Raw genomic sequence first — 22,516 nt, forward strand, 5'->3', positions numbered from 1 at the left:
AATCCGCGGCGTAACGCAGGAAGAATCGCTCGACACCTTGTTCAAGGCCGGGCGGCGGGGGTCCCGAGCGGCCAGCCCATTCCATCAGCACATCAGAGACCGCCGCTACGTCGGCATCCACGAGGGAGCCGAGGACCACGAGGACCTGCTCTCGCCTTTTCGCCGAGAGCCGCCCGACGGAGCCGAAGTCCAACAGCGCCAGACGACCATCCGGAGTCACCAGAATATTTCCTGGATGAGGGTCCGCGTGGAACACCCCGTCCAGCAGGATCATCCCCAGCAGCCCCCTCGCCGCATCGGGCGCCAAGGCGCGCGCCATGGCAGGCTCTTCGTTGCGGAACGCGGCGTTAGGACTGCGGCCACGGACGCGTGCGCTGACCATGGTCCTTTCTGTGGTAAATCGCTCATGAACGAGCGGAACATGGAAGACGGTTGCGCGTCTGCGGACCTCCGCTTGATTGCGAGCCTCGATCCGAAAATCGATCTCCTCGAGAAGGGCTTCGCTGAGCTCCGTCACGACACGCACAGGCTGATGTCGACGCAGTGCCGGGGCGCGACGCTCGATGACGCGGGCAGCGGCCAACAGTAGCCGCAAATCAGCGCGCATGACCGCCTCAATCCCCGGCCTGCGAACCTTGAGAACGACATCTTCACCGGTCATGAGCCGCGCGGCGTAGACCTGGGCAATGGACGCAGCCGCAATTGGCGTCGTCGAAAATTCGGCGAAGAGCTCTTCCGGCGGCGCGCCCAGATCGATCGTCAGCTGTTCGCGCAAATGGTCGAAGGGCACTGGAGCCACGTCGTCGTGAAGCCGGCCGAGCCGCTCGGTCAGCTCTGGCGGAAGCAGATCGGATCGTGTCGCCATGATCTGGCCTAGCTTCACGAATGTAGGACCTAGGGCCTCAAGTGCCGCAACGAAGGCCTCATATGCCGAGCCCTCGTTCGCCTCGTCGGAAGCCGCGCCCCGGAGCAGACCCAGCCGCACCAAGACCGGCCGCGCGGCTGTAGGGGCTAAGGTGTGGATCACCTTAGCGAGACGACGATAGTCGTTGGGCGAAAGGGTCAAGGGTGACATAGAGCCTCGATGCTTGGTCGGCCCTGGGGGCGCAAGACCCTGGGCTCGAACCGGTGGGCCCCTCACGGGTTATCTCTGGCGGCCCATGTGGAGGATCAGTTTTTGACTAGCTACATGATCGGCGGGCTGAGCGCTCTCATGATTGTGGCGGGCGTTGCGGGCCTGACTTTCGCCATCAGACGCCTTCGAGATTAGAAGGCAGAGGATTATGCATTTGAGTTCACTCACGATGATGGTGATCAAGCGAACGGTGAGGTGATCCTCCCCCGTTTTGGTGGACTGATCTTCCGCCGAAGTAGTGGACGGGGTTAGGCGGCTCTGCGCTCGGCGGCGGCTGGGGCTGATGTAGCCCAGGGCTGAGTGCAGGCGTCGGGGATTGTTAGAAGCCCTCGATGTAGTGGAACAGATCCCGGCGGGCTGGTCGCGCGTGGCATAGACCCGATGATGGACCCGTTCGGTCTTGAGGGTGGGGAAGAAGCTCTCCATTGGGGCGTTGTCCCAGCAGTCGCCCTTACGGCTCATCGACGGCGTAATCCCTTGTCGTGACCTGCTCCCGGAAAACTGGTCCAGTTTTCCGGGAGCAGGTCACACGCGCAGGCCACCTTGAATATCAGCAATCAGCCTACGTTTTCAGCATTGACGGTGTTTTGAAATGAACCCCCGTATGCGCAACTCGGTGCAAGGGATTACGTTTTCCGTCCGATTGGAGACGATACATCTCGAAAGATCCATTCTAGGAACAACGCCTAATTATTATACGAATCTCAGAAGCATAACTTTTTGCTGGCTGGCGTGACGGTATTTTCGCATGAGAATATTTTTTGTCCCGCAGAATCAAAGGGGTTGTGCATACCCGAACAATCGAGTGGGAATAGGGGCGGCCGGGGCGCGATAGCCTCAGGCGCAGACCCGCACGAGGAATAGGGGGAGCCCCAGCCACGCGGTGGAGACGGCGCCGACAGCGGCGACGGCCAAGGTGGCGTAGCTGAGGAACGGGCCGTGGGGTTCGGCCCGTCGCCGCTTCCAGCTCCACAGGGCGTAGCCGACGGTCAGGGCCGTCATGACCAGCCAGAGCAGGACGAGGGTCAATCTGAGCGCCCAGGGCTCGTCCGGGCTGGCCCAGCCACGGGCGCACGCCACGCCATGGACCCCATAAAGGATGATGAAGGCGAGGCTCCACAGGACGAAGGCGCCGACCAGGGCCAGGAGGTCGCCGAAGGGACGGAAGAGGGTGTTCATGACATCCACGCCGGACCATGCAGCAGGGCGAGGCTGATCAGGCCCGTAGCCCCGAGATAGAGCCACCAGAGCCGCAGGGCGGAGAACTCCACGGCCCGCTGGGCCGAGATCCAGCCGTCCCGGGAGCGCGCCCAGGCATAGGCTCCCAGGATGGCGGCGATGACCCCATGGAAGGCCACATAGCCGCTGATGAAGGTCACCGCCGCCCCATAGGCGTGGCTGTTCGGGGCTGGGGCTGTGAAGAGGGGGACGGCCAGGGCGCCGCCGGCGATCACGGCGCCCGCCGCAGCGGAGGCCAGGAGCCAGGAACGGCTGTCGGCCAGGCGGCCTTCGGCGTTCGCCCGGGACGCCCGCCAGACGGCGGCGAGGCCCACGGCGAGGCCTGCGATGACGAGCAGAGGGGTTACGGGCTCTCGCGCCAGCAGGGCCGGCGGCGGCCAGTTGGGCGCCACCACCCAGAGGAAGAGATAGCCAAACACCAAAGCGCCGAAGAAGACTCCATTGGCCATCAGGGTGAACACCATGCCCCACAAGGTCGGGGGATCGACGGCGGTAGGGTGCAGGGGCGCGGTCCGGCCCAGGCCGATGTCCACAGGGGGGGCGTCAGTCCGCAGGCCTGAAGCCCACATCCAGCGCCAGCCGCAGATCACGACCAGGATGAAGGCGAGTCCAGACAGCGGATAGAGCTTGAGCAGGAAGCTGACGAAGAACAGGCCGGTGGCGAGCGCCGTCCAGAGGGGGATCAGGGTGGGGCCTGGCAACAGCACCACCTGGTCGGGCTCGCCGCTCAGCATGTGGACGCTGAGGGTCTCGCGCCAGCCATTGCGGGGCTGGCCCAGATAGCCCTCGCCCCGGGCCAGGGCGGCCGGCAGGTCCGGATCATCCTCCAGCGGGTCACGGCTGGCGACATGGGGCTGTGAGCCGATGTTGTAGGCGGGCGGCGGCGTGGGCATCCCCCATTCCAGCGTGCTCGCGCCCCAGGGATTGCGACGCGTCCGACGGCCGAAGCGGGCCACCTGGATCACATCGACCAGCACCAGGGCGAAACCGATGGCCAGGACAAAGCCGGCCACGGAGCTGATCAGGTTCAGCAGGTCCCAGCCCATCTCTCCGCCATAGGTGAAGACCCGCCGTGGCATGCCCAGCAGGCCCGTCAGGTGCATGGGCAGGAAGGCGGCGTTGAAGCCGATCATGATCAGGGCGAAGGCCGTGCGGCCGAGCCCCTCCAGGTGCTTTCGACCCGAGAAATGCGGCAGCCAGTAGTAGATCCCCGCCAGCACCGGGAAGACGAAGCCGCCCATCAGGACATAGTGCAGGTGGGCGACGATGAAGTGGGTGTCATGGGCCTGCCAGTCAAAGGGCACCACGGCGACCATGACGCCGGTCAGGCCGCCGATGACGAAGGTCGACAGGAACCCATAGAAGTAGAGCATCGATAGGGTGATGCGCGGCCGGCCGCTGAGCAGCGTGGCCAGCCAGGCGAAGATCTGCACCGCCGTCGGGATCACCACCAGGGTGCTGGCCGCCGAGAAGAAGGCCAGGGACAGGTGCGGAATGCCTGTCGTGAACATGTGGTGGGCCCAGATGCCGAAGCTGATGAAGCCCAGCGCGATCAGCGCCACCACGATCCAGGCATAGCCCACCAGCTTCTGACCGGTGAAGACCGGCAATATGGTGGAGATGATTCCGGCTCCCGGCAGGAAGATGATGTAGACCTCAGGATGGCCAAACAGCCAGAAGAGGTGCTGCCAGAGCAGCGGACTGCCCCCTCGGGTGGGGTCGAAGAACGGCCAGTCAAAGGCCCGCTCCAGCTCCAGCAGCACACTGCCCAGGATCAGGGGCGGGAAGCCGAACAGCATCATGGCCGCGGTGACCCACAGGTACCAGACCATGATCGGCATGCGATGCAGGGCCATGCCGCCGGTGCGGATCTTCAGCACCGTGGTCATGAACTCCACGGCCGCGCAGACCGCCGAGACCTCCACGAAGGTGACCCCGATCAGCCAGACGTCGGAATTGATTCCGGGCGAATAGGGCTTGGACGAGAGCGGGGTGTACATGAACCAGCCGCTGTCCGGCGCCACGCCGGCCAACAGGGCTAGGATCAGGATCGATCCGCCGAACAGGTAACACCAGTAGCCAAAGGCGCTGAGCCGCGGAAACGCCAGGTCCCTGGCCCCCATCAGCTTGGGCAGCATATAGAGCGCCAGGCCCTCGATCGCAGGGATGGCGAACAGGAACATCATCACCGTGCCATGCATGGTGAAGACCTGGGCGTAGGCGGCCGCGTCCAGGAAGTCGGTCTCCGGCCCGGCCAGCTGCGCCCGGATCAGCATGGCCAGGACGCCGCCGATCAGGAAAAAGACGAAGGACGTGATGAGGAACCGCCGCCCGATGGTGGAGTGGTTCACCGCCGACAGGGCGCCCCAGCCAGGCGGGGTGCCCCACAGGCGCTCCAGGGCCTTGTGACGGCCTATGGCGGACAGGCTGGCCGGGATCGACGCGGGGGGTTCGGCGGTCATTGGCTCACCCCCGGAGCGGGACTGGCGTCGGCCATCCAGGCTCCATAGTCCTCAGCGCTGTGGGCGTGCAGGACAAAGCCCATTGCGGCGTGTCCGCCGCCGCAGAACTCCGCGCACTGTCCGCGATAAACGCCGGGGGCGTCGGCCTGCAGGCGGATCACATTCACATGGCCCGGTATGGCGTCGATCTTTCCTCCCAGCCGCGGCGCCCAGAAGCTGTGGATGACATCGCGGCTGGTCACATGCACCTCGAAGGGCCGGCCGGCCGGTACGTGCAGGACCCCTTCGGTGGACGGCGCGCCCGGCTGGTCGGGATAACGGAAGGTCCAGGCCCAGCGATGGGCCTCAGCCTCGATCCTCAGGACATCGGGCTCCCCTCGCGGACTCAGGCGATCGCCAATGATCAGTGCCGCGACAAGCAGGGCCAAGAGAACGACCCCGGGAAACACCAGGCCGCCACCCACCAGCATGACGCGCTCTGATGGCGGCCCCAGTCGCCGGGTGACGAGCGGCAGCAGGGCGGCTCCGACGACGCCGACAAAGATCACCACGGCCCCGGCGAGCATCACCCACCACAGCAGGGCGATGACGTGTGCGGCCTCTCCCGCCGGGGCGAGGGTGGAGAGAGGCGCCTCGCAACCTCCAAGCAGGAGGATGGGCCCCAGACCGAACCCATTACGGCCGAGCTGCGTTGGGCTGCTATATCGCGCTTGAAGATGGAGGCCGCCTTGTCGCAGGATCGCACTCAGGACCCCTTTGCCGGCAATGTCGCCTCGAGCGTTCATGTGGCCGGCCATCCCATCCACGTCATGCTGGTGACCTTCCCCATCGCCCTGGTCTGCGCGACGCTCGGGGCGGACCTGTTCTACTGGTGGAGCGCCGACCCCTTTTTCGTCCGGGTCGGCCTGTGGACCAGCGGCTGGGGCTTCGCCATGGGGGTGGCGGCCGCCGCCAGCGGGACGGCGGAGCTCCTGCTGGTGCGGGGCATTCGCCGCAGCGCCGAGCCCTGGAGCCATGCGGTCGCCGCCATGATGTTGCTCAGCGTCATCGGGGCCAACTGGGGCCTTCGCCTCCTGGAGGGCGCGTCGGCGGTGCTGCCCTGGGGCCTTTTCCTGTCGGTCCTCGGCCTCGTCTTTGTGGGGCTGGCTGGATGGCATGGGGGCAAGCTGGTGTTCGAGCATCAGATCGGCGTCGAAGGCAGCAAGGACTGAAGGCCGCCAGGCTCCAGCAGCCAGGATGGCAGTCCGGCCGAGCCCAGGAACGGTTTCTCCAGGACGAGCCAGAGGATCGCCGTCATGGCGGCGAACACCAACCCCCACACCGCGAGCAAGCGGAGACGGGGCGGGTTGGCGCCGGCGTCCGACAGGGCCGAGAGTACAAATCCATACTGGACATGGGCCATCACAAGCAGGCCCACCAGGCCCAGCTTCACGAACATCCACCCTTGCAGCACCCCTGGCGCCAGGAGCAGCAGAGCTGTGCCTGCGGCGATCGCCACGAAGGCAGCCGGCGAGGTGATGGCGTTGTAGCTGAAGCGGCTCGCGTTCCGGAGGCGCACGAAGTCCTCGGAGTGAATCGCCTTCCGGTGCGCCAGAAGCAGCCCCGGCAGGTAGATCAGCCCTGCGCACCAGATGAGCAGCGCCGAAATGTGCAGAAACTTCAGCCACGCCACGCCGTCGCCTCTTCCTTCTCCAGACCCTTCAACCATCGGCCCGCCAGCCAGATCACCGCGATGAAATAGGGCAGGGCGCCTGGCGCCCACATGATCAGGCCCGCCAGTTGCTGATCCTCCAGGGGCGTCAGACCAAAGGCCTGGGTGGTCAGCAGGTGGGGCGTAAACAGAGGCGTCTGGGCGAAGGTGATCAGGGCCGCCAGCAGGCCCATCTGCGCCATGGTCAGGATAAGAGCGAGAATGACGGACGGCCCTTCGCTGCGGCGAGCAAGGGCGGCGCTCCACAAGGCCGTGGCGCTGACCAGCAGAGTGACTTCCATCAGCCAGTAGCTGGCCACCCCGCTGACCGCCCATTGGTAGGCGATTGGCGCATGCCAAACCCACAGGAGGACCATGTGCAGCAGGCCTGCCGCCGTCAGCCAACGGCCTGACAGCGCGCGGGGCAAGGCGTAGGCCAACAGGGGAGCCGCCACTGCAATCATCAGCATGTGGTGAGCGACCCGGGCTGAAAACAAGGCCACGCTGAGGGCGCAGAGGGGCGAGACAAAGGCCACCAGCAGAACCGCTTGGGCGGTCATAAAGGCTGTGTCCTGTGACCTCCTGCCGCCGGCGCGCCAGAAATAGATCACGGTCGCCAGACCCATGACGGCGAGCAGGACCGGGTCGGGGTTCCAGCTCGTCCACAACTGAGGGGGGGCGGGCGGCGGGCCACAATAGGCAAGCCCCAGGGCGTCCGGTTCGGCCATGCGAAACTCACCCTCCCGTTGTCAGAACCCACCACAATGTTCCAGAACAAGCTTGGCGGCAGAGTGTTCCGAAGATTCCTGGGGAAATCTGAGCAAGGGGGCGGCAGGCTTGGCGGTCGACAAGGCTGGTCGCCTTGGTTAGGCGAAGGCCTTCGGGTGGGCGGAGGGCGGACGGGTGATGAAGCAATGGACCTTAGGTGTCATCGGCGGCTCGGGGCTCTACGACCTGGAGGGGCTGCGTAACCGCCAGAGCCTCGCGGTCTCATCGCCCTGGGGCGCGCCGTCCGATGAGTTGGTCACCGGCGAACTGGACGGCGTTCGCCTCGTCTTCCTGCCCCGGCACGGACGAGGACACCGCATCCCTCCCGGCGCCCTGAACGCCCGGGCCAATATCGACGTGCTCAAGCGCGCCGGCTGCACCGACATCCTTTCGGTCTCGGCGGTGGGCTCCCTCCGCGAGGAGCTCCCGCCGGGGACCTTCGTCCTGGTCGATCAGTACATCGATCGCACCGTCTCGCGGCCGGCCTCCTTCTTCGGCGAGGGGCTGGTGGCCCATGTCTCCATGGCCGATCCGGTCTGTCCGCGCCTCTCCGCCGCCGCCGCCGTCGCGGCGCGGACCGCCGGGGCGCCCACCGTCGAGGGCGGAACCTATCTCGCCATGGAGGGGCCGCAGTTCTCGACCCGGGCTGAAAGCCACCTCTACCGGTCCTGGGGCTGTTCGGTGATCGGCATGACCGCCATGCCGGAGGCGCGCCTGGCGCGGGAGGCCGAGCTGCCCTACGCCAATGTCTGCATGGTCACCGACTATGACTGCTGGCGTGAGGCCACCGCCCATGTGGAGGTGTCCAATGTGCTGGAGGTCTTGCAGAGCAATGCCGATACCGCCCGCCAGATGATCGCCGCCCTGGCCGCCAGCCTGCCGGAGGTGCGGGAGCCCTCGCCCATCGACACCGGGCTGGACTATGCGGTGATCACCGATCCCTCGGTCTGGGATCCGGAGGTGGTCGCCCGGCTGGCGGCCATCTGTCCGCGCAAGTTCAGCGCAGCCGCCGGGGCCTAAGCGCCCGGCGCAGGGCGGCGCCGTCATCCACATCCTCCCGCACCTGCAGGAGGGCGCGCGGCGCGTCTCCCAACGCCTGGAGGGTGTCGTCCAGGGTGTGGACGCTCGACCATCGGACGCCTGCAAACGGCAGGGGCTCCCGGGGGCGCCGCCTAAGGCCGATCAGCCAGTAGCCGCCGTCGACAGCGGGCCCCAGGACGGCGGCCTTGGGCCCCAGGGCGGCAAAGGCGCGGGAGATGTCGGTGCGCGTCACCCCCGGGGTATCTGCGCCAATGATTACGGCAGGCCCGGGCGGCAGCCGGCAGACCACCCGCCTGAGCCTTCGCCCCAGGTCGCCAGGCCCCTGGGGCAGGGGCCGGCCGAGCCGCACCCAGTCGTTCGGGCGATCGGGAGATGTGGCGACCCACAGGGTCCAGCGGGGATCGACGCCCAGCTCGCGCCACAGGCGGTCAAGGGCGTAGCGGCTGAATCGCAGGGCGCCGAGGTCGCCCACATCCGTGGCCAGCCTGCGCTTGCCGACGCCGAGCCTGGGCTGGCGGGCGAAGATCACCAGATGACGCCGGGGGCGATCAGCGCCCATAGATTCGCGCGATCTTCGCGGGTGGCGTTCCTGTCAGATAGAGCGCCAGGCAACGGAGGTTCAGCAGGCTTTGCCGCACCCAGCCCCGCCGCCGCCAACGGTCGGCCGAGGTCACGGCGCGCCCCGTCAGGATGCGCAGGCGTCGGCGGCCCAGCCGGCGCACCAGGTCGACATCCTCCATCAGCGGCAGAGGCGAAAAGCCGCCGACCTGATTGTAAAGCCCCCGGTGGATCACCAGGCCTTGATCACCATAGGGCAGAGCCAGCAGGGCCACCCGCAGGCGAACCCCGAACTCCAGCAGCCTCGCCTGCCAGGCGTCGGTCTCGAGACGAAAGCCAAAGGCGGCCGCAGTTCCAATATTGGTTTCGTCCGCCAGGTGGGCCGTCAGACCCGCCCAGGCCTTCGCGTCCAGTCGGGTGTCGGCGTGAAGAAACAGCATCCAGGACGCCTGGGCCGCAGTAGCGCCGGCGGCCAGCTGCACGCCCCGCCCGGCGGTCGTCCGCAGGACCGTGGCGCCCGCGCCTGTGGCCAGTTCCACCGTGGCGTCCGTTGAGCCCCCATCGACCACGATCACCTCGGCCCAGGGGGGGAGGCCAGCGAGGGTCTCGACCAGCTCAGCCTGGGCGTTCAGGGTCGGTACGATAACCGCCAGCGGCGGCGGGGCCGACGTCACGCGCTGCAACTGGCGCCGCCCAGGACGCAGAACTGGGCGCAGAAGGGGTGGTTGAGGCTGACCATGCCGGACGCCTCGGCCAGGGTCGGTGACAGCTCGAACTGAGGATCATACGGCGTCAGGGTGCAGGCGACGACGGCGGGGGCGGCGGCCCCGCGCCGTCGCACGACCATGCGGCTGGTGGCGCACATCATCTCGTTGGGCGAACGATTGAGAATTCCCCAGCAAGCCTCGGTAATTTCGGGAACTTCGGCGCCGGCTTCCATCTCAGGAAAGAGGACCAGCGCCCCCGGGTTGAACGCCTCGACCTCAAGGCCCCGGACGCGGAAAAGCTCAGCGAACGCCGCCCGCGCCTCTGCCTCGGTTTCGTGTGCCGTGCGTCGTCCGGCGATGGCGATCCGGGCATGCTGCTCGCTCAGCCAGCCGAGACCGGCCCAGGCCTTGTCCCAGGCGCCGGCGCCGCGCTCGGCATCATGGATGGCCTGGGTGTGATGGTCGAGGCTGACCCGGAAGGTCAGCTGAGGGCCAGCGGCCTTGACGATCTCCGCCAGCCGTTCGCCCCATCGTAGCATCGGACGCATGGCGTTGGTGAGGACCAGAACCCGTCGGCCAGAGGCCAGGGCCTGGTCCAGCATCCCCAGCATGTCGGGGTTCATGAACGGTTCGCCGCCGGTAAACCCGATTTCCTGGGTGGGCAGGCCATCGCGGGCGATCTCGGTGAGAAAGGCCTCGACGTCGGCGGCGGTCAGATAGACCAGGGCGTCATTGGTCGGCGAACTCTCAATGTAGCAGTTCACGCACGCGATATTGCAGAGGCTTCCCGTGTTGAACCACAGGGTCTCAAGCGCCCTCAGTCCGACCTTAGCCCGGAGCGAGCCGTCGGCGGTCACGTGGGGATCGGCGAAGCGACCTGGGCTGGCGGGGCCGCGGTGGGTGGCGAAGGGGGACAGCGCAGTCTGGCTCATCGAGTCCTTCAGATGGAGGGGGCCGGCCCCTGCGATGGAGGCCCAGACGCTCGCTATCCTTATTCGGCCACCAGAGCCGATTGGTTTCAAGCATAGCCCCTATCCTGACGACCGTGATCGTGAAACGGTCACGCTTGATGTTCTCCGAGGAAGGTTCACGACCATGCGGCTGATGCTCGCCCGTTTCGCCCTGATCCTGTCTTTGTTGCTTCCAGTCTGGTTCATGGTCGCCGCCCTTGGGGTGAGGTTCGACCTGTGGTCCTGGCGATTGGGGCTTGGGGTGCTGATCGTCCAGTGGGGGCCTCGACTCCTGATCGGGGCCTTCATCCTCGCCGTTGTGGCCCTTGTGGCCACTCTGGCGCGCTCGCCTAGATCTGGTTGGCGGGCGGCGCTCGTCGCCCTGATCATCCCTGTCCTGGGCTTTGGCTATATGGCCTATGTGCGAAGCCAGGCCACCGCCATCCCGCCGATCCACGACATCGCCACCAGCCCGGAGGACCCGCCCACCTACTCGGCGGAGCTGCTGGCCTTGCGAGAGGCCGCCGGCGCCAACCCTGTGGCTGAACTCTCAACCCCCTTGACCAGCCTACCGGCCTATCAGGGGCCACGCTTCGCCACCTTCGCCGACCGGTCCCTCGGCCAGGTGGGGCAGGACGCCTATCCAGAGGTGAAGACCCTCACGACGATACGGTCGGCGGCGGAGGCGTTCGCCGCCGCTGCGGCGGAGGTCGAGGCCCAGGGCTGGACATTGGTTTCGTCCGATCCCGCCGCCGGGCGCCTTGAGGCCACAGCCGAAACCTTCTGGTTCGGCTTCAAGGACGACGTGGTCATTCGGGTCCGGTCGGGGGAGCCGGGCGGCCCCACGGCGATCGACATGCGGTCCACCTCGCGAGTGGGCCTAGGGGATATGGGGGCCAACGCCGCCCGCATTGAAGCCTATCTCGCCAGCCTTGGTAAGCGGCTGGCCGGCGGCTAGGCCTGGCCCGCGGCTGGTTTTGTGAAACTCGTCCTGGTGGGCGCTGGCCACGCCCATCTCCATCTTCTCGCCGAGGCTGAAGCCCTGCGGACGGCGGGGCTTGAGGTGACCCTGGTCGCGCCGGAGACGTTCCACTATTCCGGACTGGCCACCGGCGTTCTGTCTGGCGCCCTGTCTGAGGCGGCGGCGCGCATCGATGTCGCCGCACTGGCGGCGGCGCATGGGGTGGCGCATCGGGCGACCACCGTCACAGCCGTGGACCTTGTGGCGCGCAACCTCCGGCTGGCTGCGGGAGATGATCGCCCTTTCGACCTCGTGTCATTCAATGTCGGCTCCGGGGTCTCAGATCCTATGGGGCTGACCAAGGCGGCGGAGGTCTGGCCCGTCAAACCCCTGTCGCGGCTATTGGAGCTGAAGATCCGGCTGGAGACGGTTCTGCGCGCTGAAGGCCGGGCGCCGAGCATTGTGGTGGCCGGCGGGGGCCAGACCGGGTTCGAAGTCGCCGCAGCCATGTCGGGCCTTTGCGCGCGCCACGGCCAAATGGCGAGGGTCACGGTCGTGAGCCGAGACCCGCCCCGCTGGGCCCCGTCCTCCGCCTTGGCCAGTCTGGCGCGTCGTCTGAAGGACCGGGGCGTCAATGTCGTTGATGGCGAGGTCGTTGAGCGCTCCGACGGCCTCTGCCGTCTCAGCGACGGACGGGCGCTGGAGTGCGAGATGCTGGTCCTCGCGGGGGGGCTGGTCGCGCCGCCCCTGATCGGAACCCTTGGCCTGCCGACGGACGGGGCAGGGCGCCTGTATGTGACGCCGGCGCTTCACACCCCCAATGAGCCGACCGTCTTCGCCGCCGGGGACTGCGCCATGGTCGCCGGGGCGCCACGGCCCCCGGCTGGGGTCTTCGGCGTCCGCGCCGCCCCTGTCCTGAAGGCCAACCTCGTGGCCCGGGCGCAGGGTGGGCGGCCGCGCCCCTATCGACCACAGACCCGCTGGCTGTCGATCATGGATCTCGGGGATGGGACCGGGCTCGCCCTGCGGGGGCGCCTGTGGTGGCGCGGGCGGACGGCCCTGTGGGTCAAACGCCGCCTCGACCTCGGATTTGTCGCCGCCGCCCGCGGCCTCAGGCCAGGCGCTTGAGGACCGAGACCACCTTGCGGGTGCGGGGGGAGAACAGGGCCGGCGTATACCACTGGCCGGCCAGCCGCTTGCTGATCTCTCCCCGGGTTGGATAGGGGGCGATCATGCCGGTGATCTGGGACAGTTTCAGCCCCGCCGACAGCGCCAGGGCCCAGAGCGCGATGTGGTCGCCGGCGTGCCGGCCCACCAGGGTGACGCCCAGCACCTTGCCCTTGGCCGTCGTGGTCAGCTTGCCAAAGCCGCGAGTGTCGCCCTCGGCGATGGCCCGGTCATTGCCGGCGAAGTCGAACACCTCGACGCGGACATCATCCCCGTGCGCCTCGCGGGCCTGGGCCTCGCTGAGACCCACCGCGGCGAGCTCAGGATCGGCATAGGTCACCCGTGGCGTGGCCAGGGCGTCGGCGTTGACCGGCAGGCCAAAGATGGCGCGGCGCACCACCAGCCCCGCATGGGCGCCGGCCAGGTGGGTGAACTGGCCGCGTCCGGCGGCGTCGCCCACGGCATAGACGCGGCGGTTGCTGCTGCGCAGGGACTTGTCCGTGATGACGCCGTCGCGGTTCCGTTCGATCCCGGCCGCCGCCAGGTCGAGGGCGTCCAGGGCCGGCTTGCGTCCCACCGCCACCAGCAGGTGGGAGCCGGAAATGCGGGTCTCACCGCTTTCGTCCTCGACGACCAGGGTGGGACCGGCCTCCACCCGGATGGCCTTGCGGCCCGCCATCAGCTCCGCCCCGTCGGCGCGAAGCTGTTCGATCACGATGGCGGCGGCGGCGGGGTCCTCGCGACCGAGGATCTTGTCAGCCTCGACAATCACGACCTCGCTGCCCAGGCGGCGGAAGGCCTGGCCGAGCTCAACCCCGATGGGGCCGCCCCCCAGGACGATCAGGCGCGACGGCGCCTCGGTCAGCTCGAAGACCGACTCGTTGGTGAGATAGGGGACCATGTCGAGACCGGGAATCGGCGGAACCGCCGCACTGGAGCCGGTGGCGATGATGATCTTGCGCGCCCGGACGCTCAGGCTCGCGCTGCCAACGGTGCGGGCGTCCAGGAAGCGGGCGGGTTCTCGGACCACCGTGACGCCCAGGCCTTCGAAGCGTTCCTGGCTGTCATGGGGCGCGATCGTGGCGATAGCGGCGTGCACATGGGCCATGACCTGGGCGAAGTCGACCGTGACCTCGGCGGCGTGAACCCCCAACCCCTTGCTGTGGCGGGCCTCATGGGCGGCTGAGGCTGCAGCGATCAGGGCCTTGGAGGGAACGCAGCCATAGTTGAGGCAGTCCCCGCCCATCTCGCCCTTCTCGAACAGAACGACCTTCAGACCCAGCTGGGCGGCGCCCGCGGCCACCGACAGGCCGCCGGAGCCGGCGCCGATGACGGCCAGATCGGCCTTGATGGTCTCGCCACTCACAGGGGATCTCCGGACTTGGCGCGGCGGCGCTGGTAGAGGGTCACCCCAAGGGACAGAAGACCAAGGGCCACCAGGGGGCCGAGGATGTTGGGCTGGAAGATGACCCCCAGGTTCGGCGCCTCGTTCCGCGCCAGCAGGTCGCCGATCCCGGCGCCGATGCCGCTGTAGATGAAGGTGGCCGGCATGATGCCGAGGAAGGTCGCCAGCGCGTAGGGCCCCAGCGGGGCGTGGGCCAGGGCGGCCGCCACGTTGACCATCCAGAAGGGGGCCAGCGGAATCAGCCGAAGGGTCAGGATGTAGCCGAACGCACCGGCTGCGACCCCGTCGATGATCGCCTTCAGCCGGCCGTTCGAAGCCTCCGCCCGCTCTCGCAGGGCTGCTCCGAGCGAGGTGCGGACCGCGTAGAAGACGGCGATGGCGCCGATGGTGGCGCCCACCACGGTCGCCGCGCCGCCCATCCAGATCCCGAACAGATAGCCTCCAGCCAGGGTGAGGATCACCGCGCCCGGCACGCTGAGCGCGGTGGACAAGGCGTAGATCCCGATGAAGGCCAACAGCGCCAGGGGAAGATTGTCGGCGATCAGCCCGCGCAGGGCCGCCTCATGGGTCTGGAGGGCCTGCAGGTTCAGGAACCGGCCCAGGTCGCTGGTGAAGACCAGGATCAACCCAAGGGCGAGAAGCAGCAGGGGCAGGTAGCGCTTCAAGTGAATCATGGGTCCCCCTTTGGCCGCCCCGCCTCGTGGCGGGGCGGACGCCCGCTCGCCCGCCCCCCCGCGCAGGGGTCAGCCCTGGTTACAGTCAGGGCTGGGCGCGCGTCCCACAAAAAGAGAAAAGCGACGCGCCCGTCTGATGACCGGCGCGTCGCTTTTTCAGGCCGTGCGGCCGCCTGGACCTAGAAGGCCAGGCGCAGGCCGACCCGGAAGGTCCGGCCAAGGGTGTCATAGAGGCTGCGGTTGGTCTGCAGATAACCGACCGTGTTCTCCGCGCCCAGGGCGTTGGGATTGGCCGTCAGGGGCGGATCGTTGTTGAACAGGTTCTTGATCGAGATATAGGCCTCGCCGCTGGCGCCGCTCTGGCCGAGATCGAAGGCGTAGGTGGCTGAGGCGTCGAAGTAGAGAGCGCCTTCGATACTGTTGTCATTAATGGTGTAGTAGGGCGCCGACAAGGTCGGGCAGGCGCTGGTGCATTCGGTATAGGCGTTGCTGATCACCCCGTCGCTGACCCCACGGGCGGTGAGATTCAGGCTGATGGGGTCGAGGTTGTAGGCGGCGGTGATGCGGTAGACCCAGTCCGGGGTCGCCGAGATGTTGGAGCCCGCCAGGTCGATGGCGGTGACACCGTCATCGGTGATGTTCTCCATATAGTGGGTCGCCATAGCCCGAAGGGTCAGATTGCCCGCCGCGCCGGGAATGAAAGCGTCGAGGGATGTCCGATAGGAAGCCTCGATGTCCAGCCCCTTGGCGCTCAGGCTGTTCAGGTTCTCATAATAGAGATCGATGAAGGCCAGCTGGCCGTTCTGGTAGCGCAGATTGTTGCAGTAGCGCTGGACGTTGTTGAGGAAGCAATAGTCCGCCGCCTGCTGAGCAGTGACGAAGCTGATCACGCCATCGACCTTGATTTCGTAATAGTCGATGGAGGCCGCGAAGCCGGGCAGGAAGCTCGGCTGGAAAACCACCCCGACCCCGAGACCGTCAGCCACCTCGGGTTGGACGTCCACATTACCCTGCAGGTTCTGCACGAAGGCTGTGGACACCCCGTTGATGGAGACCGAGTTGCTGCGGGCGGTGCCGGCGTCGAACAACTCGCTCATATTCGCCGCCCGGATGTCCCGCGAGGCGGTGGCGCGCAGGGTGACGTCCGGGATGGGCGTATAGGTCAGGCCGGCCTTCCAGGTGGTGACGCCGCCGGAGGTGCTGTAGCGCGTGTAGCGGGCCGCTCCGTTGAAATCGAGGCCTTCCATGATCGGGACAAGGGTTTCGATATAGCCCTCGACCACGTCATATTCGCCGGTGGTGACCTTGTAGTTGCCGTACTTCCAGCCGGATTCCGAGGCGGCGTCGACTTCGCCGTCCAGGGTTTCGTTGCGCCATTCGGCGCCGAACGCGATGTCGATGGGGCCGGCCCAGCCGGTGAAGTCGGTGGTGAAGTTCACCGCCGCCACGTCCTGCACGAACTCCTGGGTGCGCAGGGGCTGGCCCAGCACATAGTCGATGGCCGCCTGGCTGGCCACGCCGATCCCGAACCGGTTCAACGGCACGCAGCCATTGGAGGGGCTGGTCAGGGTGGAGCGACAGACGATCTGGCCGGTGGTCGGATGAACCACCGCGTCGGTGGCGAGGGCCAGACGGGCGTTGTTCCAGGTGGGGGTCAGCTCCTCACGGGTCTTGGTGACCCCGTGCTGGTAGTAGGCGTCCCAGCCAAAGTCGCGGCCGAACAGACTGAAGTCGCCATCGGCGCCAACCACATAGCGCGAGGTTTCACGGATGTTGTTGCTGCCCGACCAGGGCAGGTCGGCGTTGCCCGAGCCCATGACAAAGGAGGTCAGGCCAAGCGTCGTCATCTGGCTGCGGACCGAGGCCGGCAGGAAGGCGTTGTCGGACCGGATCGTGATGCCGGTGTTGGTGGGCTGGATATAGTAGCTCAGGCCTTCATAGCGGGCATAGGAAGCCTGGGCGAAGACGTTGATATTCGGCGCGACCTCATAGCTCACCCGGCCGAAGAAGCTGTCGCGATCCTCGTCGGGCAGCAGCGAGTTGGTGCCGTTCAGGCTGGAGGTGTACTCCCAATCGCCGCCGATCATCCACTGGCCAGACACCTGACCATAGGCCAGCTGATTGACGCTCCCATTGACCCCAAAATAGGTGCCGCGAAGCGGGCCGGCCGTGATCAGGCCGCCGGGGGCATAGGACGAGATGCCTACATTGTCGGCCACCACATAGAAGGGCTGGCCGGCGGCGGTGTTGGGATTGCGGATCGCGAAGTGGCCTGTCTTGTTCCAGTCGCGGCTGACACCGTGAATCCCCGCCTGGCTGACCGTCTCGGCGCTGAGCAGGATGTGGCCCTTGCCATCGGCGAAGGGGGCGCCGGCGGTGAAGTTGTACTTCCAGTTCTCACCGTCGCCATAGGTGGTCTCGCCGTACTCGGCGGTCATCTTCAAGCCCGTATAGGCCTTGTCGAGGATGAAGTTGACCACGCCGCCAATGGCGTCAGAGCCATAGGCCGAGGAGGCGCCGCCGGTCACCACTTCCACCCGGGAGATCAGGGATTGGGGGAAGGTGTTGGTGTCCACCTGGCCGGTGGCGGCGGAAACGACCGAGCGCTGCCCATCGAACAGAACCAGCGTCCGACCCGTGCCGAGCGCCCGCAGATTTAGGGCGCTGATACCGGCCTGACCATTGCTGAGCGAGCCCGATGAGCTCGACGCGGTGACTGAACCCGCCACCGAAGGCAGGGTGTTCACAAAGTCTGCAATGTTCGCCGGCGCCTCAGCCAGGATTTCGGCGGAGCCGAGCACATTGACGGGGGTCGGTGCGTCGTAACCGTCGCGGACGATACGCGACCCTGTGACGACAACTTCCTGGAGTTCGGCGGAGCTTGCAGCCGATTGAGCGAGGGCCGGAGCGGTCTGGGTAAGCAGGGCTGCGGCGCTTGCCGTGGCAAGGGCGTAACGGCGCAGGCGGCGAGAGGGCGTGGCGAGAGAGGAAGACGGATAGGTCATTGACGATTCTCGACTTTTCTTGAATGGCCCCAGCGCGCAGAGCTCAAGGGGCCGTCACACGCGCCCTCCAGAGGCGCGCGTCTGCTCTCGGGGCCCATCGGACCCGTCAGGCGGTGTTGGCTATTGTTTGAGTCTGTGGGCTTTCGGATCGGGGAGGCGATCAGAGGCCGATCAGGCTCAAGGCTGGCGGCGGACCCTCGCGGCTGGGAATCGCCGGAGCGGTCCAGATCGTGTCAGGGGCTTCCGCGCCAGACGCGGCAGTTCCGAGACAGGCTTTGCTTTACGCGCCGTGCTGGACGGATAAGCTTCGAATGACGACCACACATGGAGACTACCCCCGGTTATATCTGTTCCAATGCGTCGGTTTCTAGCGACCCAAGATGCTGACACCCTTCTGCAACCATTGGTCGCCAACTCAACAAGCGTAGTCTATTATTAAAAGCTGATGATCCCTCTATTGATGTAAGAGATTTGTTCCTAAATCGTCATTCTGCTGTCGATTTGCGCACTGAAATGGAAAATGCATGTCGAAATTCGAACACGTTGGATTGGACGCCATCGACTTCCAAATCCTGAGGGAGTTGTCGATTGACGGCAGGGCGTCTGATGTCTGGTTGGGCGAGAAGATCAACCTCTCCAGCACCGCTGTGGCTCGACGTCGAAAAATTCTGGAGGAACGCCAGGCCGTTCTGAGCTATTCAGCTGATCTGAATATGCCGATGCTTGGTTTTAGCGTGGTGGTGTTCGTCGCTATTGAGCTGAGCTCTCAGGCAGAGCGTGCGCTAAACGAATTTGAGCGCGAGGTTGTGAAGTGCCCATCCGTGTCATATTGCGGGTTCGTTTCCGGCGACACAGACTTTCTGATCATGCTGAACGTGGCGTCTTTCGAAGACTATGATCGAGTCTACCGGCGGGAGCTGTCGATGCTGCCGCATGTTTCTCGGATTCGGAGCAGCTTCGTGATCCGTGAGGTGGCGCGTCGCGCGACTCCCCCGATCGTCTTTCAAGATCGCACCGAAGGGCGCTGATGTCGCGGCGTTCGCCCCAGGGGGCTGCGCGGCAAGAGGGCCGGCGCCCCGCGCCAAGGGGATAGCGCGGGACGCCGTCTTGGGGTTATTTCTTCGCCGGGAGATTGGGGTAGGCGATCCCAAGTTGTTCCAGGTAAGTGTCGTACTTGCTGGGGTCGTAGTAGAGCGGCTCCATCTTCGGCCGCATCTGGGCCATGATGTTTTCATTCAGATGAATGGCCGGGGTGTCTGAAGCGGTAAGCACCGGATCATATTTCTGATCCTTCAGCTGCACATTCTGGAAGTAATCCTTGGCCTCAGCGACCAGAGACGGCGTGGTCACCAGGTCAAGAATGGTCATGGCGACAGCCTTGGCGCCGACGACCACGCCCTTGTGCGCGATGGGTGTCGCCATGCCGATCGCCGCAGTCACGTGGTGGCCGATGGTGTTGGGAATGTTCGAGGGATAGCGGACCGTGATGGTCGGGACGGTCCACATGATGTCGCCGATGTCGTCCGATCCGCCGCCCATGGAGGGGCCCCGGCCGTCTGGCGTCGAGAGGTCCGCAACCGTCGTGGCCAAGGGCTCGACCTTCAGGTGGTTCGCCTCCTGGGTCGCCCGGGCGAAAGCCTGATCGGCTTCTGACCATTCCGGCATGCCCACCGCCCTGATGTTGGCGTAGGCGGCTTCAGCCAGGGGCTTGTTGCCGTAGTTGGGAGCGGCGTAGCCCAATAGGCGACGTTCCACCCGGGTGTCGGTGGCCATGGCGGCCGCTTCGGAGATCCGGTTGCCGATCTCATAAAGGCCGCGGATGGTCTCGAAGTTCTGCTCCCGGAAATAGTACCAGACGCTGGCTTCGCCGGGCACGATGTTGGGCTGTCCGCCCCCATTGGTGATCACATAGTGCGACCGCTGGGTGACCGGCAGGTGCTCGCGCCGCATGTTCCAGGCGGTGTTCATCAGTTCGACGCCGTCCAGAGCGCTGCGTCCGGCCCAGGGCGCGCCGGCCGCGTGGGAGGTCTTGCCGTGGAAGGTGTATTCCACCGAGACCATGCCGTTGTTGCCGGCCGGCCCCCAGCCGGTGGAGAAGTCCCGGCTGACGTGGCTGAAGATGTTGACGTCGACATCGTCGAACAGACCGTCCCGGACATAGAAGGCCTTGGTGGCCAGCAGTTCCTCGGCCACGCCCGGCCAGATCATCAGGGTGCCCGGCAGGTCGTTGGCCTGCATGATGTCCTTGGCTGCGAGGGCGGCGACCACCATCATCGGCATGCCGGAATTGTGGCCCTCGCCGTGGCCAGGGGCGCCGGGCACCTGCGGCTTCAGTTCGGGTGAGCCTGGCACCTGCGACAGGGCCAAGAGGGCGTCGATGTCGCTGCCCAGGCCGATCTTGGGGCCCCCCGATCCCCAGGTCGCGGTCCAGGCCGTCGGGATACCAGCGACCCCGCGTTCGATCTTGAATCCATTTTCCTCAAGGATTCTCGTCACATACTCCGAAGTCCGGTGTTCCTGAAAACCGGGTTCAGCGAAGCTGTAGATGGAGTCGACCATTTCCTGGGCCAGCTTGGCGCGGCTCTGAACGCCCGCAGCCGCGGCCTCTTTCATCTCCGGCGGCGCGGCCGCCTGGCTCGCCGCCCCTGGCAGATAGAGCGCCGTGGCGAAGAGAAGGGCGGTCAAAGTTCTGGTGCGGCTAGAAGCCATATGGTCGTCCCCCAAGTGCGTTGTTCATATCAGCCCGACGAGACGCAGTTGGATCGCCCGCCGGACAAAAGAGATCTCCTCCTGAACCACCTTCGAACCGCCTGGCGGCGAGAGATGCCCCGACGCCCAGCCAGCCTTGGACGCAGGAAAAGGAACCAAAAACGCAAAATAGGTTCGAAAACCATCAGGATGACTGACGAAGGCACAGAAAAACGGCGCTGTAAACGCTGCGGTAGAGCGTCATGAATGGAATCGCCCCGCGCCTGTGTGATTGATCAAAATTTACGCGCGCTGGCGGCGATGCCGCCCCTAAGGTTCGTGGGCGGGTCGGTGCTCACCTCACCGCGATCGCAGCAGACCCGCCGATCATGACCAAGATTTCATGGCTGCGCTTGCATCTGTGAGGGACGCGGCAAGCCTCTTATGGTGTGAACGGGTCAGAAGCGCCCTACCGCCTTAGACAGGAAACCCCAATGGACGTCGCCATCGCCGGCATCATCTCCAGCGTCTTCAATGTCGCCATCATCTTCAGCGCCATCGTCGCAATCGTGGTGGTGCCCCGCTATCTCAAGGCCAAGGAACGGGCCGCACTGCACAAGACCATCCAGGCCGCCTATGAGAAGGGACAGCAGCTGCCGCCGGAACTGATCCAGGCCCTGACCCAGGACGTGAAGGTGAAGCCCAAGGCCTCCCCCGCCCGGGATCTGCGCACGGGGATCATCTGGGTCGGGGTCGCCGTGGGCCTGGCCGCCTTTGGCTTCGCCCTGGGCTTCGAGGAACCCGACGCCACCTATATCTTCCTGGGGATTTCAGCGTTTCCGGGCTTCATTGGCCTCGCCTTCATCCTGATGTCATTCGTCGGTCGGGACAGGCCCTGAACGCGCGCGGCAAGGAAGCGACATGTCGCGGGCTGAACGACACCGTCTGACAAGTCTGCATGACGTCGAACTGGCCACCCTGGCCGCGTCCGGCGATCGTCAGGCCTTCGGGGAACTTGTGCGCAGGCATGGCTCGGCCGTGCGCGCCTTGCTGCGGCGCATCGGCGCGACCGCAACGGAGGCCGATGATCTGGCGCAGGACGCGTTTATTTCGGCGTTCGAATCCATCGCCGAGTTTCGGGGCGAGGGCACTTTCGCCAGCTGGGTGAAGAAGATCGCGGCTCGGGCGCACGCCCGTCGCTATCAGCGCGACAAGCGCCTACGCATGAGGATCGAGGCGGCCGAACCGGAGGACGTCGGTCACTCCGCTGATCCCAGCGGTCGCATGGACCTCGATGAGGCGTTGAAAAGCCTTGCAGAGGCTGAGCGGCTCTGCGTCAGCCTATGCTATGGGGCGGGTCTCTCGCACACCGAGGCGGCTGAGGCCTTGAACCTGCCGCTTGGAACGGTCAAATCCCATGTCAAACGTGGTCTCGATAAGCTCAAGACCCGGCTGGCGCCGGATGGCGACACTTTGGAGGGACGGCGTGGCAGTGGCTGAGTTGGAGGTCGAGCGAGCCTTGGAGCGGATGTTCGCCCGGGCGACCGAATTGCCTGACGCAGACGCCTTCGTAAATCGCGTCCAGCGGCGGCTGGATCGCGGCTGGGCCGCCCGTCGTATTCTGATCGGCGGCGCCGGCGTGGTCGGCGGCGTCATCGGCGCAAGCCAGTTGATCATGTCCAATCTGTTTTCCCGCGCCGAGGCGGCGTCCAGCGAGTCAGCCCGCGTCCTGACCAGCAGCGTCCGCCAGATCGCCCCGCAGGCTGACTGGCTGTTCAACGGCCCGGCGGGCATCGAGGCGATCTGGCTGGCGGCGGGTCTGGCCGTTGTGGCCATGGGGCTCGTCCTGACCCGTATCATCGAGGAGATCTGACCCTGTCCGCCCAACGCCAGGAGACGGTGCGACGCCTTGCGGCGCCCGATATCACCGGACGAAAGGGCCAGACGCCGATTGTCTGTCTCACCGCCTACACCGCGCCAATGGCCGAGCTCCTTGATGAGGCCTGCGACCTCCTGCTGGTGGGCGACTCCGTGGGCATGGTCGTCCACGGCCTGCCCAATACCGT

General features: G+C 66.1%; 22 protein-coding genes and 1 pseudogene. 9 read left to right on the forward strand and 14 right to left on the reverse strand.

The features are described 5' to 3' along the window. The 5 genes and pseudogenes from Q7V15_RS00250 to coxB form a co-directional block, all read right to left on the reverse strand. A partial coding sequence (locus Q7V15_RS00250) for an AarF/ABC1/UbiB kinase family protein (RefSeq protein ID WP_304752718.1) occupies positions 1-865 on the reverse strand: 865 nt, incomplete at its 3' end. A 279-nt stretch (positions 866-1,144) separates the two neighbouring features. Further along, positions 1,145-1,615 (reverse strand): annotated as a pseudogene (locus tag Q7V15_RS16455) (integrase core domain-containing protein); the annotation flags it as partial. Positions 1,616-1,972: 357 nt separating this feature from the next. After that, the gene (locus Q7V15_RS00260) at positions 1,973-2,314 is read right to left on the reverse strand and encodes a hypothetical protein (RefSeq protein WP_304752719.1); all 342 of its coding nucleotides are present in this window, start codon (positions 2,312-2,314) and stop codon (positions 1,973-1,975) included. After that, positions 2,311-4,836 carry a cytochrome c oxidase subunit I gene (gene ctaD / locus Q7V15_RS00265; protein ID WP_304752721.1) on the reverse strand — a complete coding sequence of 842 codons (2,526 nt, stop codon included), beginning with the start codon at positions 4,834-4,836 and terminating at the stop codon, positions 2,311-2,313. The genes Q7V15_RS00260 and ctaD overlap by 4 nt, the downstream gene beginning before the upstream one ends. Further along, positions 4,833-5,501, reverse strand: coding sequence for a cytochrome c oxidase subunit II (gene coxB, locus Q7V15_RS00270; protein ID WP_370689750.1), 669 nt, complete (start codon positions 5,499-5,501; stop codon positions 4,833-4,835). The genes ctaD and coxB overlap by 4 nt, the downstream gene beginning before the upstream one ends. Before the next feature lie 63 nt (positions 5,502-5,564). On the opposite strand from coxB, the gene Q7V15_RS00275 reads away from it, so the two are divergent. Beyond that, on the forward strand, positions 5,565-6,047 hold the full coding sequence (locus Q7V15_RS00275; RefSeq protein ID WP_304752725.1) for a DUF2231 domain-containing protein: 483 nt from the start codon (positions 5,565-5,567) through the stop codon (positions 6,045-6,047). Here the strand turns inward: Q7V15_RS00275 and Q7V15_RS00280 are convergent. After that, the gene (locus Q7V15_RS00280) at positions 6,017-6,508 is read right to left on the reverse strand and encodes a CopD family protein (RefSeq protein ID WP_304752727.1); all 492 of its coding nucleotides are present in this window, start codon (positions 6,506-6,508) and stop codon (positions 6,017-6,019) included. The genes Q7V15_RS00275 and Q7V15_RS00280 overlap by 31 nt on opposite strands. Further along, a complete protein-coding gene (locus Q7V15_RS00285; RefSeq protein ID WP_304752729.1) occupies positions 6,496-7,254 on the reverse strand; it encodes a cytochrome c oxidase assembly protein in 759 nt (252 codons plus the stop codon). The genes Q7V15_RS00280 and Q7V15_RS00285 overlap by 13 nt, the downstream gene beginning before the upstream one ends. A gap of 178 nt (positions 7,255-7,432) precedes the next feature. Here Q7V15_RS00285 and Q7V15_RS00290 point away from each other — a divergent pair, with 178 nt between their 5' ends. Beyond that, positions 7,433-8,314, forward strand: coding sequence for an S-methyl-5'-thioadenosine phosphorylase (locus Q7V15_RS00290; RefSeq protein WP_304752732.1), 882 nt, complete (start codon positions 7,433-7,435; stop codon positions 8,312-8,314). Here the strand turns inward: Q7V15_RS00290 and Q7V15_RS00295 are convergent. From Q7V15_RS00295 to Q7V15_RS00305, 3 genes are read right to left on the reverse strand one after another with little or no spacing between them, the layout of a single operon-like run. Beyond that, complete coding sequence (locus tag Q7V15_RS00295; protein WP_304752734.1) at positions 8,292-8,894, reverse strand: DUF2064 domain-containing protein; 603 nt, start codon at positions 8,892-8,894, stop codon at positions 8,292-8,294. The two genes, Q7V15_RS00290 and Q7V15_RS00295, sit on opposite strands and share 23 nt — an antisense overlap. Continuing rightward, on the reverse strand, positions 8,884-9,567 hold the full coding sequence (locus Q7V15_RS00300) for a TIGR04283 family arsenosugar biosynthesis glycosyltransferase (protein WP_304752761.1): 684 nt from the start codon (positions 9,565-9,567) through the stop codon (positions 8,884-8,886). Before Q7V15_RS00300 ends, Q7V15_RS00295 begins: the two co-directional genes overlap by 11 nt. After that, positions 9,564-10,532, reverse strand: coding sequence for a radical SAM protein (locus Q7V15_RS00305; RefSeq protein WP_304752737.1), 969 nt, complete (start codon positions 10,530-10,532; stop codon positions 9,564-9,566). The genes Q7V15_RS00300 and Q7V15_RS00305 overlap by 4 nt, the downstream gene beginning before the upstream one ends. Positions 10,533-10,695: 163 nt before the next feature. Here Q7V15_RS00305 and Q7V15_RS00310 point away from each other — a divergent pair, with 163 nt between their 5' ends. Continuing rightward, entirely contained in the window at positions 10,696-11,508 is an 813-nt protein-coding gene (locus Q7V15_RS00310; protein WP_304752738.1) for a DUF1499 domain-containing protein, read from the forward strand. A gap of 21 nt (positions 11,509-11,529) precedes the next feature. Further along, complete coding sequence (locus Q7V15_RS00315; RefSeq protein ID WP_304752741.1) at positions 11,530-12,639, forward strand: NAD(P)/FAD-dependent oxidoreductase; 1,110 nt, start codon at positions 11,530-11,532, stop codon at positions 12,637-12,639. Here Q7V15_RS00315 and Q7V15_RS00320 read toward each other — a convergent pair. The 3 genes from Q7V15_RS00320 to Q7V15_RS00330 form a co-directional block, all read right to left on the reverse strand. Then, positions 12,623-14,044 carry an NAD(P)/FAD-dependent oxidoreductase gene (locus Q7V15_RS00320; RefSeq protein ID WP_304752743.1) on the reverse strand — a complete coding sequence of 474 codons (1,422 nt, stop codon included), beginning with the start codon at positions 14,042-14,044 and terminating at the stop codon, positions 12,623-12,625. The genes Q7V15_RS00315 and Q7V15_RS00320 overlap by 17 nt on opposite strands. Then, entirely contained in the window at positions 14,041-14,757 is a 717-nt protein-coding gene (locus Q7V15_RS00325) for a TVP38/TMEM64 family protein (RefSeq protein WP_304752744.1), read from the reverse strand. The genes Q7V15_RS00320 and Q7V15_RS00325 overlap by 4 nt, the downstream gene beginning before the upstream one ends. 179 nt (positions 14,758-14,936) lie before the next feature. Further along, positions 14,937-17,762, reverse strand: coding sequence for a TonB-dependent siderophore receptor (locus Q7V15_RS00330; RefSeq protein WP_304752747.1), 2,826 nt, complete (start codon positions 17,760-17,762; stop codon positions 14,937-14,939). A gap of 524 nt (positions 17,763-18,286) precedes the next feature. On the opposite strand from Q7V15_RS00330, the gene Q7V15_RS00335 reads away from it, so the two are divergent. Further along, positions 18,287-18,790: an Lrp/AsnC family transcriptional regulator gene (locus Q7V15_RS00335; RefSeq protein ID WP_304752748.1), complete on the forward strand. Its 504-nt coding sequence runs from the start codon at positions 18,287-18,289 to the stop codon at positions 18,788-18,790. Between the two features lie 85 nt (positions 18,791-18,875). Here the strand turns inward: Q7V15_RS00335 and Q7V15_RS00340 are convergent, their stop codons facing one another. Next, complete coding sequence (locus Q7V15_RS00340) at positions 18,876-20,447, reverse strand: amidohydrolase (protein WP_304752750.1); 1,572 nt, start codon at positions 20,445-20,447, stop codon at positions 18,876-18,878. Positions 20,448-20,944: 497 nt separating this feature from the next. Here Q7V15_RS00340 and Q7V15_RS00345 point away from each other — a divergent pair, with 497 nt between their 5' ends. From Q7V15_RS00345 to Q7V15_RS00360, 4 genes are all read left to right on the forward strand, one after another. Next, a complete protein-coding gene (locus Q7V15_RS00345; RefSeq protein WP_304752752.1) occupies positions 20,945-21,349 on the forward strand; it encodes a DUF6249 domain-containing protein in 405 nt (134 codons plus the stop codon). Between the two features lie 22 nt (positions 21,350-21,371). After that, positions 21,372-21,950 carry an RNA polymerase sigma factor gene (locus Q7V15_RS00350; protein ID WP_304752755.1) on the forward strand — a complete coding sequence of 193 codons (579 nt, stop codon included), beginning with the start codon at positions 21,372-21,374 and terminating at the stop codon, positions 21,948-21,950. Continuing rightward, on the forward strand, positions 21,937-22,323 hold the full coding sequence (locus Q7V15_RS00355; protein WP_304752758.1) for a hypothetical protein: 387 nt from the start codon (positions 21,937-21,939) through the stop codon (positions 22,321-22,323). The genes Q7V15_RS00350 and Q7V15_RS00355 overlap by 14 nt, the downstream gene beginning before the upstream one ends. 2 nt (positions 22,324-22,325) lie before the next feature. Beyond that, a partial coding sequence (locus Q7V15_RS00360; protein ID WP_304752764.1) for a 3-methyl-2-oxobutanoate hydroxymethyltransferase occupies positions 22,326-22,516 on the forward strand: 191 nt, incomplete at its 3' end.

Origin of the sequence: Phenylobacterium sp., from assembly GCF_030651755.1 — a bacterium.
In the GTDB taxonomy this organism is placed as follows: Bacteria; Pseudomonadota; Alphaproteobacteria; order Caulobacterales; family Caulobacteraceae; genus Phenylobacterium.

Coding starts and splice junctions, on each gene's coding strand:
- Q7V15_RS00325 (WP_304752744.1), bottom strand. CDS start 14,757: ATGATTCACTTGAAGCGCTACCTGCCCCTGCTGCTTCTCGCCCTTGGG.
- Q7V15_RS00305 (WP_304752737.1), bottom strand. CDS start 10,532: ATGAGCCAGACTGCGCTGTCCCCCTTCGCCACCCACCGCGGCCCCGCC.
- Q7V15_RS00260 (WP_304752719.1), bottom strand. CDS start 2,314: ATGAACACCCTCTTCCGTCCCTTCGGCGACCTCCTGGCCCTGGTCGGC.
- Q7V15_RS00295 (WP_304752734.1), bottom strand. CDS start 8,894: ATGGGCGCTGATCGCCCCCGGCGTCATCTGGTGATCTTCGCCCGCCAG.
- Q7V15_RS00285 (WP_304752729.1), bottom strand. CDS start 7,254: ATGGCCGAACCGGACGCCCTGGGGCTTGCCTATTGTGGCCCGCCGCCC.
- ctaD (WP_304752721.1), bottom strand. CDS start 4,836: ATGACCGCCGAACCCCCCGCGTCGATCCCGGCCAGCCTGTCCGCCATA.
- Q7V15_RS00345 (WP_304752752.1), top strand. CDS start 20,945: ATGGACGTCGCCATCGCCGGCATCATCTCCAGCGTCTTCAATGTCGCC.
- Q7V15_RS00335 (WP_304752748.1), top strand. CDS start 18,287: ATGTCGAAATTCGAACACGTTGGATTGGACGCCATCGACTTCCAAATC.
- Q7V15_RS00350 (WP_304752755.1), top strand. CDS start 21,372: ATGTCGCGGGCTGAACGACACCGTCTGACAAGTCTGCATGACGTCGAA.
- Q7V15_RS00310 (WP_304752738.1), top strand. CDS start 10,696: ATGCGGCTGATGCTCGCCCGTTTCGCCCTGATCCTGTCTTTGTTGCTT.
- Q7V15_RS00290 (WP_304752732.1), top strand. CDS start 7,433: ATGAAGCAATGGACCTTAGGTGTCATCGGCGGCTCGGGGCTCTACGAC.
- Q7V15_RS00330 (WP_304752747.1), bottom strand. CDS start 17,762: ATGACCTATCCGTCTTCCTCTCTCGCCACGCCCTCTCGCCGCCTGCGC.